Source organism: Streptacidiphilus sp. MAP12-33 (assembly GCF_041261265.1).
GTDB lineage: Bacteria > Actinomycetota > Actinomycetes > Streptomycetales > Streptomycetaceae > Streptacidiphilus.
In genome coordinates this window covers 18,474-34,706 of sequence record NZ_JBGCCA010000020.1, presented here as the reverse complement: position 1 = coordinate 34,706, position 16,233 = coordinate 18,474, and the positions used below count along the sequence as shown (strand labels likewise).

The window sequence follows — 16,233 nt, the reverse complement described above, 5'->3', positions numbered from 1 at the left end:
GGACCGCATGTCCATCAGAAGCCTCGACTGGTCCCCCCTGGGCCTGGACGCGGACCCCGTCCACGCCGACCCCGACGTGGTGGACGCGGCGCAGAAGCGCTACACCCACATCGCCACGACCATCGACGACGCGGTGGCGAAGCTCCAGCAGATCGTCGAAACCAACAGCGACAGCCTCGCCGGCCAGTACGTGGGCGGACTGAAGGACGAGTCGGGCTCGCTCAAGGACCGCCTCGGCAAGGCCGCGGTGCGCTACCACGACGTCGCCACCCAGATCGGGCTGTACGAACCCGATCTGGACCGCGGGCTGAGCGAGACCGCGGGCGCGCTGACCGACGCCGAGGACGCCCGGAACGACCAGACCAAGGCCCAGGCCCTGCCCGACCCGCAGAAGAACCCGGACGGCACCACGTCCCCGGCCGAGCAGCAGAAGGGCGACGACAAGAAGAAGGCGGAGGACGACGCGAACGCCAAGGTCACCGCCGCCCAGACGCGGCTCAACAACGCGCTGGACGCCCTGAACGTGGCCGGCAAACGCTTCGGCGACGCCGTCAACTCCAAGAACTACGACGACGGACTCACCGACTCCTACAAGGACAAGCTCGACGCCGTGATGGCCAAGATCAGCCAGATCTTCGGCATCATCGGGATGATCCTGGGGGTCCTGGCGATCCTGATCCCCGGGGTGGACGTGCTGGTCCTCGCGGGTGTCGTCGCCGGAGCCGTCTCGCTCGTCGCCAACGCCGTGCTCTACCACGACGGCAAGGGGAGCGTCCTGGACGTCGTGCTCGGTGCCCTGGGGCTCGGCCTGGCGGGGCTGGGTGGCCTGGCCTCCGTGATCGGCAAGGGGCTGGCCAACGAGGCCAAGGGCTTCGCCAACCTGTTCGGCCGAGCGCGCCCGAACGTGGCGGGCCAGCCGCTCACGCACAACCCGCCGTTGCTGCAGTTCGGTCCGGACGCGCCGCTCGAGCTGAACCCGATCGGCGGCCCGGCCGGCAGCTCCGTCTTCGTCCAGACCAGGATGGCCCCGCAGGACTTCCCGGTCCCGCAGAACGCCGCCACCGGCTGGACCAACATGTCGGACTGGTTCAACAACCCGGGCACCAACTGGCTGCTGGGCAAGGCCGGTGCGGTCACCCCCGAGTTCGGGTTCTGGCAGTCGGCCGGTATGCAGTTCGGCAAGGCCGGCGAGCTGTGGGGGAGCCTGTTCAGCAACCCGCTGAAGTTCGGCCAGGACTGGGCCGGTGTCGTGGGCGGTTACAGCGGCTTCCGTGACCTGTCGGCCATCCGGGGCGCGATCGGCGACAGCATCTCACCGCTGTGGTTCGTCTGGGGCGGCCTGAACGGCGCCTTCGGCATGGGCGGTCTGATCTACACCGGCGGGCGCCTCCAGGGCTGGATCCCGGCGGTCAACCCGCCCGGAGTGGCCACCTGATGAGTGAGGAGGAGAGGATGAGCGACGAGGACCGGCCGACGCCGGACCGGCTGCCCTGGCACTGGGACTGGGTGCCGCGCGTCGACGCCGGGGAGTCCGTTCACGCGGCGTGGCGCGCGCACCTGGCGGCCCTGTTCGCCGACTGGACCGCCGAGGGACTGGAGGCCGTGCGCGCCGCCTGGGCCGAGCACGTCCGGGCCGCGAGCGCGGGCATCGTGGGACCGGAGCCGCAGTGGCCGGGGGCCGAGTTCCCGCTCACCGCCGACATGGTGGGGCGCGGGGCGGCCGACTGGCTGATGGACCGGGCCCGCCAACTGCCCGCCTGGTCACGACTGGCCTGGGGCGCCGCGTTCGTGGACGGCAGGCCCCGCTGGGCCCCGGTCCCCGTCGTGGTGGAGTTCTGCCGGCCGACGGCCGAGGACCCGAACTACCTGATGGCGCTGGTGGGCGCCGGCGGCCTCGACGGCGACGCCCGGCCACCGGTGGTGGACTACGTGACGACCGCGCTCGGCGACGGGGTGCGGGTCTTCGCCCTGGGCCGGACGCCCGAGGGCGCGGCGTTCGGCCGCGTCGACGCCGCCATGCGCCTGGAGGTGCCGCCGAGCGGCACGGTGGCGGGCGTCGGTTCGGACGTGCTGCTCAGCACACGCGTCTTCGAGATGGGGCTGATGCCGCTGATCGGCACGGGAGTGGAGCAGTTGATGCAGCAACTGGCCGACGAGTGCACCCCCGGCGCGGCGGGCCCGGCCCGCTTCGCCCTGGTCCCCGCCGCAGAGGAGGCGCCCGCGTGATCGACTTCGAACTGATCGTCCCCGACGGCTGGGTGCAGATCCCGACCACCCCGGAGACGGCACGACTGCGCCGCAGGATCATCGAGGAGGTGCTGCGCCACCACCTGCCGGACACACTGCCCCGCGACAAGGCCGGTCCCTGGCGCAGGATGCTGCGCAAGGAGCTCACGGAGGCCACCGACGAGGCCACCCGGCAGGGCGCCCGCTCCGTGCTGTTGCCACTGCGGGAGTTCCGCGGCGTCAAGCTGCCCGGGTCGATGCTGGTGACCGTCGTCGACTCCGGGGACGAGAGCGAGGACTCCGAGCGGCTGCTGGCGTCGATCCTCGGCGACGCCGGAGCCGACGGCTCCTACCGCGAGATCGGCGGGGTGCCGGCGGTCCGGGTCGCCTCGGTGGTCGAGAGCGGCCGGGTCGGCCGCGTTCAGCCGTCCTGGCGGGTCTCCTACTACGTCTCCCACCCGGACGCCCCGGGCGTCTGGGGACTGCTCACCTTCACCGTGCTGACCGACGGGGACGTCGACGCCGAGCCGGTCCAGGCGGTCGTGCTGCTCTTCGACATGATCGTGACGACGCTGCGCTGGGCCGACCGCCCCGACGTCCCGACCGAGGACGAGGTGCTGCTCCAGCTGGGCGATCTGGCCGTGGCGGCTGGAGCGGACGTGAAGAATGCCTGAAGCGGAGGGCGTCATGCTCGGTGCATGACAGTCGTTGCCGCCCCCGTGCCCGGCAGCCCCAGCCGCGTGCGGATCGCCATCACGAGCCCGGACATCCTGGCCCAGATCCGGCAGGCCTTCGCGAGCAGGAACCTGGCGGTGGAGATCGTCAGCCTGCCCTATGTCGAGGTGGCCGTCAGTCCGGCTGCCGGGCCGGGGGCGGGAGGCAGCGCCAGGGTGGCCCCTGCGGCACTGGAGCGGGTGGTGGGCGGTCAGGTCGCCCCGGTGGCCGCCCCCGCACCCCGCCGGCTCTGCGCCGAGTACCGGCTGAGCGTCGTGGGTGCGGGCGTCGATGACGGCCCGCGCCTCGCGACCGAGGCCGCCGTGGACCGACCGCGCCCGGCCGCGGCCCTGCCCCCGGCACGGGACACGGAGCCGGACACCGTCGCGGACGGCGCACGGCGGGTGGCGGAGCTGTCGGAACGTCAGCACGAGGTCATGGCCCTGGTCTCGCGCGGAGCCCGCAACACCGAGATCGCCGAACGGCTGCGGCTCAGCGAGAAGACGGTGAAGAACCACATCAACCGGATCTTCCGGGCGCTGGGCGTCAGTAGCCGGGTCGAGGCGGTGCTGGTGTGGCAACGTCATCGCCCGGCCGCCCGGCCGGTGGTCCCCGCCGCCCGGACAGGCCCTACCCCGCGCGGCGCAGCGGAGCCGCACCGGCCGCAGGCCGGTCGGCGTCCAGGGCCCGCAGGAACTTCCTGACCTCGACGAGCTCTCCTGCGTTCAGCTCCTTCAGGCGGACCATCGCGCGGGTGGCCAGACCACGGGCGGGCCGTCGGCGCGACCCGTCCCGGTGCAGCCGGGCCAGACCGAACAGGGCCAGCGCCTCGTGGTAGCGGTCCCCGCCGGCCTCGCACACCGACAGCGCCTGCCGGAAGCGCCCGAGCGCGCCCTCGTCATGGGCCAGCCCCTGCTCCGCCACCCCCAGGGTGATCAGGATGTCCGCCTCCAGCCGTGGGTCGCCGGCGCGCCGGGCCGCGCGGAGTCCGCCCAGGCCGTGGCGCAACGACTCCTCGAACTCGCCGAGTTCGGCGTGCACCGCGCACAGCACCGCGAGGCAGCCCGCCTCGGACGCCGCCGGTTCCGCGGCACGGTGGGCGAGCTCCAGAGCCTGGCGGGCGTGGTCCAGTGCCGCCTGGTGGTCCTTGGTTTCGCGCAGGGCGGAGGCAAGGGTGCTCAGCAGGCCGGCGCGCAGCCCGGGGTCGCCGAGGGAGTCCGCCAGGCGCAGGCCGCGCTCGAGACCCTGCACCGCTTGACCGTACCGGCCCGACCGGGTCTCGGCCGTGCCCAGACGGTCGAGCAGCAGCACCTGCGCGCGCTGGTTCCCGGTCATCTCCGCGCTGCGCAGGCCGATCCGCAGCGTGTCGACCCACTCCACGGCCTGACCGGCGACGGAGAAGTAGTCGCTGAGCAGGTAGGCGAGCCGCCAGACCTGCTCGTGGCAGCCGAGCCGCTGTGCGGTCAGCAGCAGTGGGTCGACGTTGTCCCGTTCCCGTGCGCACCAGTCGACCAGCGCCTTCCGGTCGGCGAACCGCAGGGGCTCGGGGCCGGTGCCGAGGTCGGCGACGAAGGGGGGCACGCCGTCGGCGCAGCCGTGGTCCGGCGTCAGCGTGCCGACGTACCAACGCAGTACGCGCTCCAGTGCCGCCCGGCGGGACGCGGGCGTCCCGACACCGCGGGACAGTTCCTCGGCGTAGATGCGGGTCAGGTCGTGCATCCGGTAGCCGCCGGCGACGGCCTCCACCAGGTGCTGCGCCGCCAGGCTCCCGAGCGCCGCGGCGGCTGCCGCCGGAGTGACGTCCAGCAGGGCGGCCGCCGTCTGGAGGCGGATCGCCCGCCCGGGGAGGAGTCCGAGCGTGCGAAAGGCGCGGGCCGTCTCGGGGCCGAGCCCCGCGTAGGACCAGGAGAGAATGCCGCGCACGGAGGACAGCTCGTCCTCCGGTAACTGCAGGGTGTCCAGGCGCCGCCGCACGTCCTCGAGTTCGGCGACGAGGTCGGTGATCCGCGACCACGGGCCGGCGGAGGTCACCCGCTCGGAGGCGATACGCAGGGCCAGCGGCAGGTGCCCGCACAGGTCGGCCAGCCGACGGGCCGCCGCGGGTTCGGCGCCGACCCTGGCACCGCCGAACGCGCGGCGGAGCAGGTCCTGCGACTCCTCGGGGGTGAACGGGGAGACGGTGACACGACGGGCCGAGTACCGCACGGCGAGTCCGCTGAGCCGGTTGCGGCTGGTCACCAGGGTGAACGAGGACCCACCGCCCGGCAGCAGGTCCTCGACCTGCTGCGCGGACTCGGCGTTGTCCAGCAGGACGAGCATCCTGCGGTCACGGACGATGCTGCGCCACAGCGAGACCCGGTCCTCCCGGTCGGCGGGGATCACGGCCGCGCCCACGGAGGTGAGCAGGTGGTGCAGCGCGTCGTCGGTCGAGCTGGCGCGGCCACGCGGGCCGAAACCGTGGAGGTTCACGTACACCTGGCCGTCCGGGTAGTCGGGGGCCAGCCGCTCCACGCAGTGCGCCGCCAGCGCGGTCTTGCCGACGCCGCCGACGCCCACGATCATCACGATCCGGGGGCCGGTTCCCCTCCCGGTCACGCTCTCGGCCGACTCGCTCCGGGCGGCGTCCGTCACCTCCTGGACGGCGGCCCGACGGCCGACGAAGACACCTACGCCGTGCGGCAGTTGGGCGGGGCGGACCGGTCCGGCGACGACCGCGTGCGTCACCGGACCCGTGGGGACGAGATACGGAGGCGTGGTGCTGCCCGGCCCCCGGCTGTTCTCGGTCAGGATCGAGGTGTACAGGGCCTGGAGTTCGGCCGACGGGTCGATGCCCAGGTCGTCGGAGAGCAGGGTCCGCAGGCTGTGGTACTGGTTCAGCGCGTCGGCCGTCCGACCGCTGCGGTGCAGCGCCGTGACCAGCAGGGCGCGCAGGTGCTCGTGGTAGGGATGGTCAGGGAGCCGAGCGCGCAACTGGTCGGCCGCCACGGTCGGTCGGCCGAGCTCCAGCAGCAACTCGGCGCGTTCCAGCACCAGTCGGAGCCGAAGGTCGTCCGCCCAGGCGCTGTGCTCGGCGGCGAACGGGCCCGGCAGGCCACCGAGTGCGGAGCCCGGGCGCCAGTGCCCCAGGGCCTCGTCGAGGGCGTCGACGGCCCCGGCCTGGTCCCGTCGCGCGCGGAGCAGCCGGGCCCGGGTCGACAGCCGCTCGACCACGGCGGTGTCGAGGGCCGCAGGGGCGAGGTGCAGCATGTAGCCCGACCCCGAGCTGGTCAGCGGCTCGCCCAGGCCGGCCAGCGCTCGGCGCAGGCCGGAGACGTAGGTGTGCAGGCTTCCGGCTGCCGTGGCGGGTGCGGACTCGCCCCAGACCTGGTCGATCAGGTCGTCCCGGGTGACCGAGCTGTCGGCTCGCAGGGCGAGGACGGCGAAGACCGCGCGCTGCTTCGGCGCGCCGAGGCTGAGCTCGCGCCCGCCGACCCGCGCGCGCAGCGGGCCGAGGGTCTCCACCTGCAGGTGACCGTTCTCCATTCCCGCGTCCCTTCGGGAGGTCGAGTGTGCGTGGTGGGGTGTCACCGTTCCGTGTTCATGGCATGTCTGAGTCAACTGACATGCCACATGTCGATGTCGCCACCCGCGAAGGCCCTGGTCGCTCGGCCCCGAGATCCGGGGTCCGCAGCTCGCGGCCCCGGGCCGACGCGCGGGCGTCCGTCCGGCCCGGGTCAGCTGAGCAGCGTGGCCCGGCTCGGCGGGTCGGCGCCCGGCCGGGCGCAGGTGAGGGCGGCGACGCGGCTCGCGAGAGCCAGGGCCGCAAGGACGGCCGGGCTCGGCCGGTCGGTGCTGGTCGCCTCGTCCAACCGGGCGCGGGCCGAGCCGGCCGGGCCGAGCAGCCCGGCCCGGAGCAGCCCGCTGACGAGTCCGGCCATGAAGGCGTCGCCCGCGCCCACGGTGTCGACGACCTCGGTCGGCACCGCCGGCAAACGGCAGCTCCCGCCCGCCCAGAACGCGACCGCACCCTCGGCGCCGAGGGTGAGCACGACGAGTCGCGGTGCGCCGCGGGCCCAGCGGGCGGCCACCGCCTCCGCCTTCTGACCCGGGAACAGCCAGGCCAGGTCCTCGCTGCTCGCCTTGACCACGTCGGCGGCGGCCACCAGCCGTTCCACCCGCGGCCGTTCCTGCTCCGGTCGCCCCAGCAGGGCGGGCCGCAGGTTCGGGTCGTAGGAGACGGTGACCCTCGCGCGCGCGGCGCCGACGGCCGCCTCCACCCGGGCGGCTCCGGGCGCGAGCGTGGCCGCGATCGAGCCGGTGTGGAGGTGCCCGGCAGCTCCGGTCGCGGCCAGCTCGACCGTCGCGGGCGGCGGCTCCCAGGCGATCTCGAACCGGTAGTCGGCCGAGCCGTCGGCCGCCAGGGTGGCGGTCGCGGTGGAGGTCGCGGCGTCCACGACGGAGCCCTCCGTCAGCGCCACCCCGCTCGCCCGGAGGTGCTCGCGCACGCGCCGCCCGAGGGCGTCGCGCCCCACGCGCGTCGCGAGGCTGACCGGATGGCCGAGCCGGGCCAGTCCGAGTGCGACGTTGGCCGGGCTGCCGCCGGGGGTGGACCGGCTGACTCCGTCGGGGGCGGTCAGGATGTCGGTGAGCGCCTCACCGACGACGAGGACGGGCCCGTCCATGCCGTTCTCCTCGGGGTTCAGGGGGTGACCAGGATCTTGCGGCCCTTGCCTGCCCGGAACTGCTCCAGCGCCGCCGGGTACTCGGTCAGCGGCAGGCGGTCGCTGACGAAGACGGCCGGGTCGAGCACGCCGGTCGCGAAGAGGTCGGCGGCGCGTTCGAAGCTGTGGAGCACCGCCATCGAGCCGGTGATGGTGATCTCCTGGTTGTAGATCCGGTACGGCTCGATGGTCGCGCGGGCGGCGTAGTCGGCCACACCGAACTGCAGGTACGTGCCGCCCCGGCCGACCCGGCCGAGCGCGTCCTGGATGGCGCGTTCGTTCCCGGTCGCGTCGACGACCACGTCCCAGCCGCGCGGCCGTACGATCTCCTCCGCCGAGGTGACGGCGTGGTCGACGCCCAACAACCGGGCGGTGTCCAGTCGTTCGGTGTTGATGTCGACGATGTCGACCGCCGCCGCACCGGTGCGCTTGGCCAGCTCCAGCATCATCAGGCCCATCGTGCCGGACCCGTAGATCAGCACGCTGCCACCCATCCGGCTGTTCAGCACGTCGTAGCCGCGCACCGCGCAGGAGAGCGGCTCGATCAGCGGCGCGTCCTCGGTGCGGACGTGCTCGGGCAGCCGGACGCAGTTGGCCGCCGGGGCGACGGCGTACTCCGCGGCGCCGCCCGGGTGGGTGACCCCGATCGCCGCGTAGCGCTCGCAGAGGTTGTCCCGCCCGAGCCGGCAGTAGTGGCACTCGTGGCAGTAGAGCGAGGGGTCGACCGCGACCCGGTCGCCGAGGGCGAGGCCGCGGACGCCGGCGCCGAGCGCGACCACCTCGCCGGCGAACTCGTGGCCCGGCACGATCGGCAGGGTGGGCGCGAACTCGCCCTGCAGGATGTGCAGATCGGTCCCGCACAGCCCGCACGCGACCACTTTGACCACCACCTCCCCGCGGCCGGGGGCCGGGTCGTCGACGGTCTCGACGCCGACCACGCCCGGTGAGCTGATGACGGCTGCTTTCACTTGACCGCTCCCAGGGAGAGGCCCTGGACGAGTTTGTCCTGGGCGGCGAAACCGGCGAGGAGGACCGGTACGGAGATGCAGACGGCGGCGGCGCACACCTTGGCCAGGAAGAGGCCCTGGCTGGTGACGAAGCTGGTGAGGAAGACGGGCGCGGTGCCTGCGACGACACCGGTCAGCACCCGGGCGAAGAGCAGCTCGTTCCAGCTGAAGATGAAGGAGATCAGCGCCGTGGCGGCGATGCCGGGGGCCGCGACCGGGGCCACGATCCGCCGGAGCGTGGTCAGCAGGCCGGCGCCGTCGATCGAGGCGGCCTCCAGGATCTCGCGTGGTACCTCGGCGAGGAAGGACCGCATCATCCACACCGCGATCGGCAGGTTCATCGAGGTGTAGAGGATGACCAGCAGCCAGATGTTGTCCAGCAGGCCGGTGTTCTGCGCGATCAGGTACACCGGCAGCAGTCCCGCCACCACCGGCAGCATCTTGGTCGACAGGAAGAAGAACATCGCGTCGGACCACTTGCGCACCGGCTTGATCGACAGTGCGTAGGCCGCCGGGATCGACAGGGCCAGCACCAGCAGCGTCGAGGCGACGCTCGCCGTCAGCGAGTTGATCAGCGGCGGCCAGGGGCTGACCCCGGTGTCGGAGCCGAAGAACTCCCGGTAGCCCTGCAGGGTCAGCCCGACGCCGAGGCTCGGCGGGTTGGTCGCCGCGTGCGTCTCGCTGTGCAGCGAGGTCAGCACCATCCAGGCGAAGGGCAGGAAGAACACCAGCCCGCAGAGCCAGGCCAGCAGGCCCAGGACGCGGCCGTTGCGACGGGCGGCCGAGGTGATCACGATTCCTCCCGGAGCAGGGACGAGACGCTCCGCAGGGCGAAGGTGGCCAGCACGATCGAGCAGACCACCACGACGACGCCCTCGGCGGACGCCTGGCCGTAGTCGTGGCCCTCGTAGAAGGTCTCGTAGACGGTGTACGGCAGGTTGGCGGTGCCCAGACTGCCGGAGGTCAGGGTGAAGACGGCGTCGAAGTTCTGCACCACGTAGACGCTGCCGAGCAGCGCGGCGAGCTCCAGGTAGCGGCGCAGGTGCGGGAAGGTGAGGTACCGGAACACCTGCCAGGTGCTCGCCCCGTCCACACGGGCCGCCTCCACGACGTCCATCGGCCGGCTCTGGAGTCCGGCGAGCAGGATCAGCATCATGAACGGCGTCCACTGCCACACCAGTGACGCCTCGACGGACATCAGCGGCAGGCTCGACATCCAGTCCGGCTGCGGCGGGTGGCTGCTGCCGAAGAGGCTCCAGATCCAGGTCAGCGACCCGTTGACGAGCCCGTAGGAGGCGTTGTAGATCGCGTGCTTCCACAGCAGCGCGGACGCCACCGGCACCACCAGGAACGGGGCGATCAGCATCGTGCGCACCACGCCCCGGCCGCGGAACGGCCGGTCCAGCAACAGGGCCAGGCCCAGCCCCAGCACCAGGCTCACCAGGACGACCGAGGCGGTCAGCACCACGGTGGTCACGATGGCCGAGCGCAGCGCCGGATCGGTGAACGCGGCGCGGTAGTTGGCCAGCCCGGCGAAGCCGCGGTCGCCGGGCTCCAGGGCGTTCCATCGCATGAACGAGATCACCAGCGTGCCCACGAACGGCAGTTGGGTGACCACGATCATGAAGACCAGGGCCGGGAGCAGCGGGGCCCTGCGGGCCCAGGCACCCCTGGACCGTCTCGTCGTCGGTGGCGCTCCGCGCCGCGTGGTGGCGCGGGCCCTGCCGCGCCGGGGGATCGAAACTGTGCTCACGGGACTCTCTCCGCTTCTGTCTCAGCGCCCTGTGGGACGGCCCCGGGGCCAGGGTCTGCTCGGAGCAGGCCTGCTCGGAACAGGTCTGCTCGGGCCGGCCGGTGGGCCGGGGCCGTCCGTAGGCGCCGCGGACACTGCCAGGGGCCGTCAGGAGTGCTGGTACTTGGCGGCGACCTTCTGGGCGAGGCCCTGGCTGTTCCGCAGTGCCTGCTCGACGGTGATCTGTCCGGCCACGGCGGCGTTGATCTGCTGCGAGACCTGGGTTCCGAGGTCGGTGAACTCCGGGATGCCGACGAACTGGATGCCCGGAGCCGGCCGCGGCTGGACGCCGGGGTTGTCCGGGTCGGCGGAGTTCAACGCGGTCTCGGTCTGCTGGGCGAAGGCCGAGGCTGCGGAGAGGTACTGCGGGTCGGTGTACGTCGAGGCGCGCTTCGCGGCCGGAACCCGCGACCAGCCCAGGGTGGTTCCGACCAGCTGCTCGTACTGCTTGCTGGACGCCCACGAGATGAACTTCCAGGCGTCGGACTGGTTCCGGCTGGCCTTCTGGACACCCCAGGCCCAGGTGTAGAGCCAGCCGGAGCTCTTGGTCTGGTCCACCGGGGCCGGCACGAATCCGACCTTGCCGGCGACCGGCGAGTCCGAGGCCTCCAGCAGGCCCGCCGCCGAGGTCGCGTCGTACCACATGGCGACCTTGCTCTGTTGCATGTCGTTGAGGCACTCGGCGAATCCGGCCTGCGCCGCTCCTGCCTCGCCGTGGGAGCGGACCAGGTTGACGTAGAAGTTCGTCGCCTTGGTGAAGGCGGGGCTGGTGAGCTGCGCGTTCCAGTCCTTGTCGAACCAGGTGCCGCCCATGGTGTTGACCACCGTGGTCAGCGGCGCCAGCATCTCGCCCCAACCCACCTGTCCCCGCAGGCATATCCCCTTCATGCCGGGCTGCGCCCCGTCCGCCTTGGCCGCGAGGTCGGCGACCTGGTTCCAGGTCGGGTTGGCGGGCATGGTCAGGCCCTTGGCCGCGAAGACGTCCTTGCGGTACATCAGGAACGACGACTCGCCGTAGAACGGCTCGGCGTAGACCTGGCCGTTCACCGTGAGGGACTTCCTGATGTTGGGCAGGATGTCGTTCTGGTCGAAGGCGGTGTCCGATGCCGCCTCGGAGGTCAGCGGGGCGAGCCAGCCGTTCTTGGCGTAGATCGGCGTCTCGTAGTTGCTGATGGACGCCACGTCGTACTGCCCAGCCTGGCTGGAGAAGTCCTGGGTGATCTTGTCGCGGACGTCGTTCTCCGGCAGCACGGTGAAGTTCACCTTGATGCCCGTGGACTTGGTGAAGTTGTCCGCGGTGAGCTTCTGCAGGTCCACCATCTGGGGGTTGTTGACCATCAGCACGTTGATGGAGTGGGCGCCGCCGCCACCTCCGCCGGCGCCGCCCGCGCCGCTGCAGGCGGCCAGGAGGGAACCGCAGAGGACCGCGGTGCCGGTGATGAGGACGCGGCGCCCGCGGGGCCGTCTGTCGGTCCGGCTGCTGTTCGTCATGAGGGTCCTTCCCTTGCGGCTCGCCGGTCCGGGAGGGGACCGGGGGTGGGGGCGCGGATCACATGTGAGCGGTGGTGCGGGCAGGTCGAGTCGACCGCACGGCGTGGCCGTCCGGGCAACCTCGGTGGACGTGGAGAGCGGTCGGTCAGGCCCGGATCATGTGCAGGCCCATCCGTGCGTAGCGGCCGGCCTCACCGCTGGACAGCCCGGTGTCGGTGACGATCGCCTCGAAGTCGGAGACCTCGGCGAAGCGGCAGAAGCTGCTCGCGCCGAACTTGCCGTGGTGTCCGATGAAGATCCGTCTTCGGGACACCTCCAGCGCCTTGGCCTTGACGTCCGCCACGACCGGGTCGGGAGTGGTCAGGCCGTGTTCCCGGGAGATCCCGTTCGCGCCCAGGAAGGCCAGGTCGATCACGAAGCCGGAGAGCATCGCGCAGGCCCAGGAGCCCACGGTCGCCAGGGTCCGGGCGCGGACCCGGCCGCCCAGCAGCAGCACGGTCGTGTTGGCGGAGTCGGCGATCGCGGCGGCCGTGGACAGCGACGCGGTCACCACCGTCAACGGCCGGTCCGTCGGCAGCATGGCGGCCAGGAGCTGGGGCGTGTACCCCTCGTCCACGAAGACGGTCTCCGCCCCGCCGAGCAGCTTGACCGCCTCGGCGGCGATCCGGCGCTTCGCGTCGACGTGGAGCGTCACCCGCTGTGCCAGGCCGGTCTCGAAACCGGCGCTCTCCACCGGGTAGGCGCCACCGTGCGTCCGCCGTACGTGCCCCTGGCGCTCCAACTCGCCGAGGTCCCTGCGGATCGTCTCGGGGGCGACACCCAGGTCGCTCGCGGCGGCGTTCACCACCACGCGGCCCTCCTGCCGGGCGAGGGCCAGGAGCCGCCTCTGCCGTTCCTCCGCCCTCATCCCACCCCGCCTCTCTGCTCTGCCCGTTCGGGCAGTCGGTGCCCGAATCCGCCCGTGTGAGATTTATACAGCCGCTCGCGGACCGTGTGCCCCGCCGTGTCGCGCCTATGCCTGCCCGAATCCTGCCCGTTTCCGGATGTGATCAGCGCAGCTCGCAGGCGTCACTGCTGGTTGGCAATGGACCGTCAAATGCCCGATTCGACATCCGGCTTGCCCGATTCACCGAAAGCGGGCCGAGGTCCGCGACCGCGGTGCGCAGTTGGTCGAGGGTGGCGCGGGTGAGGTCTGCGAGCTCGCCCGGGTCTTCGTCACGAGCGGGATCTGCCCACCGGGTGCAGCCGAGCAGGTAGGTCTGGGGTCCGCCGACGGCCTCCATGGAGCCCCAGAAGTCCGTGGTGGTGCCCTGGTAGGCGAAGTCCTTCACCTGGCCGGCGAGCTTCCCGCTGCGGATCCGGTACGCCCGTTGTCCCGTGAACTGGAAGTTTTAGCGCTGCACGTCGATCGACCAGGAGCGGTCGCCGATGGAGGGGCCGTCCTCGACGCCCGCGATCAGCCCGGCCGTGCCCTGGCCGTCGACGGCCAACGGGACAGTTCACGCACGCTGGAGCTTGTCGCAGGCCGGGTCAGTTGCCCGGATGGCTGGCCGCCCAGCCGTGTTCGAGCAGCGCGAAGGCCTCGTCGGCGGCTCGGCGCGGATCGGCGTGCCGCAGGACGAGGCTGCGGGCCTCAAGGGCGAAACGGGCCAGGGCGGCGCAGCTGACGTCGTCGTCGGGCGCACCCACGGTCTCGGCGATGGCCTTCGCCAGGGCTGCTTCGTGGCGCGTCCACATGCGGTGGGCGTAGTCGCGCAGCGCGGGGGTTTCCTCTACCAGGCGGGTGAAGTCGGCGAACCGCGGGTCCGTGGCATGGATGGCTAGCTGGGCCTGCTTCAGGAGGAGGTGCTCGCGCAGCGCCTGGGGGATCGATCGGCCCGGGGGGCGTTCGCGCACGGCGGCGACGAGTTCTGCTTCCAGGTCGTCGTCCTGGTCGAAGACCAGGGCTTCCTTGCCGGAGAAGTGTTTGAACAGGGTGGTCACCGAGACGTCGGCGGCGTCGGCGACGTCCTTGACGCCGACCTGGTCGTAGCCGCGGTCGAGGAAGAGCTCGAGTGCGGCGTCGGCCAGGGACTGGCGGGTCTGGGCCTTCTTGCGCTCGCGGCGCCCGGTTGGTTCGGTCACTCGCACACCGTACCTCGAAGTGCACTCGCTACAAAAGCGTAGTCATTGCACTTATTGGGCGAGTGTGCTTTCTTGGTGCTGCCGGGTCTCCCGGCGGCTCACTCACCACCCGAGGGACAGTCCCATGAACTCTGCCCGTGATCCCCGCATCGCGATTGTCGGCGCCGGCCTCGGCGGCCTCACCTGCGCCCGGGTCCTGCAACGACACGGCCGCTCCGTCACCGTCTTCGAGCGCGAGGCATCCGCCGACGCCCGGCCGCAGGGCGGCTCCCTCGACATGCATTCCGACACCGGCCAGGCCGCCCTGCGCTCGGCGGGGCTCCTCGACGGGTTCCGCGCCCTCGCGCGCCCGGAAGGAGATGAGTGGCGCGTGCTCGACTTCGCCACCGGCGCCCTCCTGGCGCAGCAGGGGCCGACTCCCGACGGTGGCCGGCCGGAGATCGACCGGGGCCAGCTGCGCGGCCTGCTCCTGGACTCGCTCACCGACGGCACGGTGCGGTGGGACCGTGCCGTCACCGGCGTCACCCCGCTGACGGACGGCACCTGCCGGCTGCTCTTCGGCGACGGCGCCGCCGAGGACTTCGACCTGGTGGTCGGCGCGGACGGCGCCTGGTCCCGCGTGCGCCCGGCGCTGTCGCCGGCCGTACCCCACTACACCGGCGTCACCTTCGTCGAGGTCGGATTCGATGACTGCGACTCCCGCCACCCCGACCTCGCGCGGCTGGTCGGCAACGGATCGATGCTGGCGAAGGGCGCCGGCAGGACCCTGGTCGCCCAGCGCAACAGCAACGGCCACATCCGCGCGTACATCGCGCTCCGCGCACCCAGGGACTGGCATGAGGCCGCCGGCATCGACCCTGGCGACCAGCGGGCTGTGCGGACGCACCTGTTGAGGGTGTTCGACGACTGGGACGAGAGCCTGCGCTCCATACTGCGGGGCGGCGACCACGGGTTCATCCACCGGTCCCTGTTCGTCCTGCCCGCCCCGCACACCTGGGAACACGTTCCCGGCGTCACGCTGCTCGGCGATGCCGCGCACCTGATGCCCCCGGTAGGGCTGGGCGCCAATCTCGCCATGCTCGACGGCGCCGATCTCGCCCAAGCACTGGTCACGGAGTCCAGCGTCGACGACGCCGTCCGCGCCTACGAGAGCATCATGCTGCCGCGCTCGATGGAGGCCGCGACGGGCAGCGCGAAGGGGCTCGACAACCTCGTTCCCGCGAAAACTTCCTGAACCGCGGCCGGACGACGCCGACTACGACGACGCTCCGCTCAAGGTCAGTGCGGTGCGCGCGAGTCCGCGCAGCCAGGCGTGCGCGTGGTCGGTGTCGTAGCGCTGATGCCACGACAGGTACACGGGTGCCGCAGGCAGTTCGAGTGGGAGGGGGAGCACGACCAGGCCGAGGTCGGTGACCGCGCGGCGGGTGGTGGCTTCGGGCACGCAGACCAGCAGATCGGAGTCGCGCGCGAACTCCAGTGCGGCCGCTTCCGTGGGCGCGGTCGCCACCACGCGGCGGGTCAGGCCGAGCCGCGCGAGGGCGTCGTCGAGGGCGTTGCTGAGGTTGCCTCGTCGCGAGACGGTGACGTGCTCGGCGGCGGCGAACCGCTGTGTCGTGACCGTCCTGACGCGGGTGAGGGGGTGCCCCTGCCTCACCACGACGACCAGGTCGGTCTCACCCACGCTCTCGGCACGGATGTCCGGTGCGCCGGGACGGTTGGCGTTCGCCTCGAGATCGACCTGGCCGCGCTGCAACTCGGGGGTGTCGGCACTTGATTCGGCGACGAAGCGCAGACGCACACACGGCGCCTGTGCGCGTACCGCCGCGAGCAGCGCGGGCCCGCTCAGAGCGACCAGCGAGTCGTGCCAGCGGAGGGTGAAGGTGCGCTCCAGAGTTGCCAGGTCCAGCTCGTGGCTCGGTGCCAGCACCCCCTGGACCTGATGCAGCAGCTCGTGCACCTGTGCGCGTACGGCGATCGCATACGGCGTCGGTGTCATCGTGCGGCCGGTGCGCACCAGGATCTGGTCCCCGGTCGTGCGCCGGATCCGGCCCAGGCTCCGGCTCATCGCGGGGGCGGTGACGTGCAGGCGTGCGGCCGCCCCGGTCACGCTGCCCTCCTCCAGCAGCGCGTCGAGCGCCGCCAGCAGGTTCAAGTCCAATTGCATGAGAGTAATCCTAGC

Annotated in this window: 14 protein-coding genes and 1 pseudogene; 5 read left to right on the top strand and 10 right to left on the bottom strand. The window is 72.2% G+C overall.

What is annotated here, in order from left to right:
• The first annotated feature begins 7 nt into the window (after positions 1-7).
• From ABH931_RS20455 to ABH931_RS20440, 4 genes are read left to right on the top strand one after another with little or no spacing between them, the layout of a single operon-like run.
• Entirely contained in the window at positions 8-1,435 is a 1,428-nt protein-coding gene (locus tag ABH931_RS20455; protein WP_370115247.1) for a WXG100 family type VII secretion target, read from the top strand.
• Positions 1,436-1,452: 17 nt separating this feature from the next.
• Positions 1,453-2,226, top strand: coding sequence for a hypothetical protein (locus ABH931_RS20450; RefSeq protein WP_370115245.1), 774 nt, complete (start codon positions 1,453-1,455; stop codon positions 2,224-2,226).
• Positions 2,223-2,900 carry a hypothetical protein gene (locus tag ABH931_RS20445; protein WP_370115244.1) on the top strand — a complete coding sequence of 226 codons (678 nt, stop codon included), beginning with the start codon at positions 2,223-2,225 and terminating at the stop codon, positions 2,898-2,900. The genes ABH931_RS20450 and ABH931_RS20445 overlap by 4 nt, the downstream gene beginning before the upstream one ends.
• A 24-nt stretch (positions 2,901-2,924) precedes the next feature.
• On the top strand, positions 2,925-3,644 hold the full coding sequence (locus tag ABH931_RS20440; RefSeq protein ID WP_370115243.1) for a response regulator transcription factor: 720 nt from the start codon (positions 2,925-2,927) through the stop codon (positions 3,642-3,644).
• Here the strand turns inward: ABH931_RS20440 and ABH931_RS20435 are convergent.
• From ABH931_RS20435 to ABH931_RS20395, 9 genes and pseudogenes are all read right to left on the bottom strand, one after another.
• A complete protein-coding gene (locus ABH931_RS20435; protein WP_370115241.1) occupies positions 3,571-6,462 on the bottom strand; it encodes a BTAD domain-containing putative transcriptional regulator in 2,892 nt (963 codons plus the stop codon). The genes ABH931_RS20440 and ABH931_RS20435 overlap by 74 nt on opposite strands.
• Positions 6,463-6,653: 191 nt before the next feature.
• Complete coding sequence (locus ABH931_RS20430) at positions 6,654-7,601, bottom strand: carbohydrate kinase (RefSeq protein ID WP_370115239.1); 948 nt, start codon at positions 7,599-7,601, stop codon at positions 6,654-6,656.
• 17 nt (positions 7,602-7,618) lie between these two features.
• Positions 7,619-8,608: a zinc-dependent alcohol dehydrogenase family protein gene (locus ABH931_RS20425; RefSeq protein ID WP_370115237.1), complete on the bottom strand. Its 990-nt coding sequence runs from the start codon at positions 8,606-8,608 to the stop codon at positions 7,619-7,621.
• Complete coding sequence (locus tag ABH931_RS20420) at positions 8,605-9,441, bottom strand: carbohydrate ABC transporter permease (protein ID WP_370115235.1); 837 nt, start codon at positions 9,439-9,441, stop codon at positions 8,605-8,607. The genes ABH931_RS20425 and ABH931_RS20420 overlap by 4 nt, the downstream gene beginning before the upstream one ends.
• On the bottom strand, positions 9,438-10,271 hold the full coding sequence (locus ABH931_RS20415; protein WP_370115432.1) for a carbohydrate ABC transporter permease: 834 nt from the start codon (positions 10,269-10,271) through the stop codon (positions 9,438-9,440). Before ABH931_RS20415 ends, ABH931_RS20420 begins: the two co-directional genes overlap by 4 nt.
• Positions 10,272-10,547: 276 nt before the next feature.
• Entirely contained in the window at positions 10,548-11,930 is a 1,383-nt protein-coding gene (locus ABH931_RS20410; RefSeq protein WP_370115233.1) for a sugar ABC transporter substrate-binding protein, read from the bottom strand.
• A gap of 145 nt (positions 11,931-12,075) precedes the next feature.
• Entirely contained in the window at positions 12,076-12,837 is a 762-nt protein-coding gene (locus tag ABH931_RS20405) for a DeoR/GlpR family DNA-binding transcription regulator (RefSeq protein WP_370115232.1), read from the bottom strand.
• Between the two features lie 337 nt (positions 12,838-13,174).
• Positions 13,175-13,408: pseudogene (locus ABH931_RS20400) on the bottom strand (metallopeptidase TldD-related protein); the annotation flags it as partial.
• Positions 13,409-13,460: 52 nt separating this feature from the next.
• A complete protein-coding gene (locus tag ABH931_RS20395) occupies positions 13,461-14,054 on the bottom strand; it encodes a TetR/AcrR family transcriptional regulator (protein ID WP_370115230.1) in 594 nt (197 codons plus the stop codon).
• A gap of 124 nt (positions 14,055-14,178) precedes the next feature.
• On the opposite strand from ABH931_RS20395, the gene ABH931_RS20390 reads away from it, so the two are divergent.
• Complete coding sequence (locus ABH931_RS20390; RefSeq protein ID WP_370115228.1) at positions 14,179-15,288, top strand: FAD-dependent oxidoreductase; 1,110 nt, start codon at positions 14,179-14,181, stop codon at positions 15,286-15,288.
• 21 nt (positions 15,289-15,309) lie between these two features.
• Here the strand turns inward: ABH931_RS20390 and ABH931_RS20385 are convergent, their stop codons facing one another.
• Entirely contained in the window at positions 15,310-16,218 is a 909-nt protein-coding gene (locus ABH931_RS20385) for a LysR family transcriptional regulator (RefSeq protein WP_370115226.1), read from the bottom strand.
• Positions 16,219-16,233 lie beyond the last annotated feature (15 nt).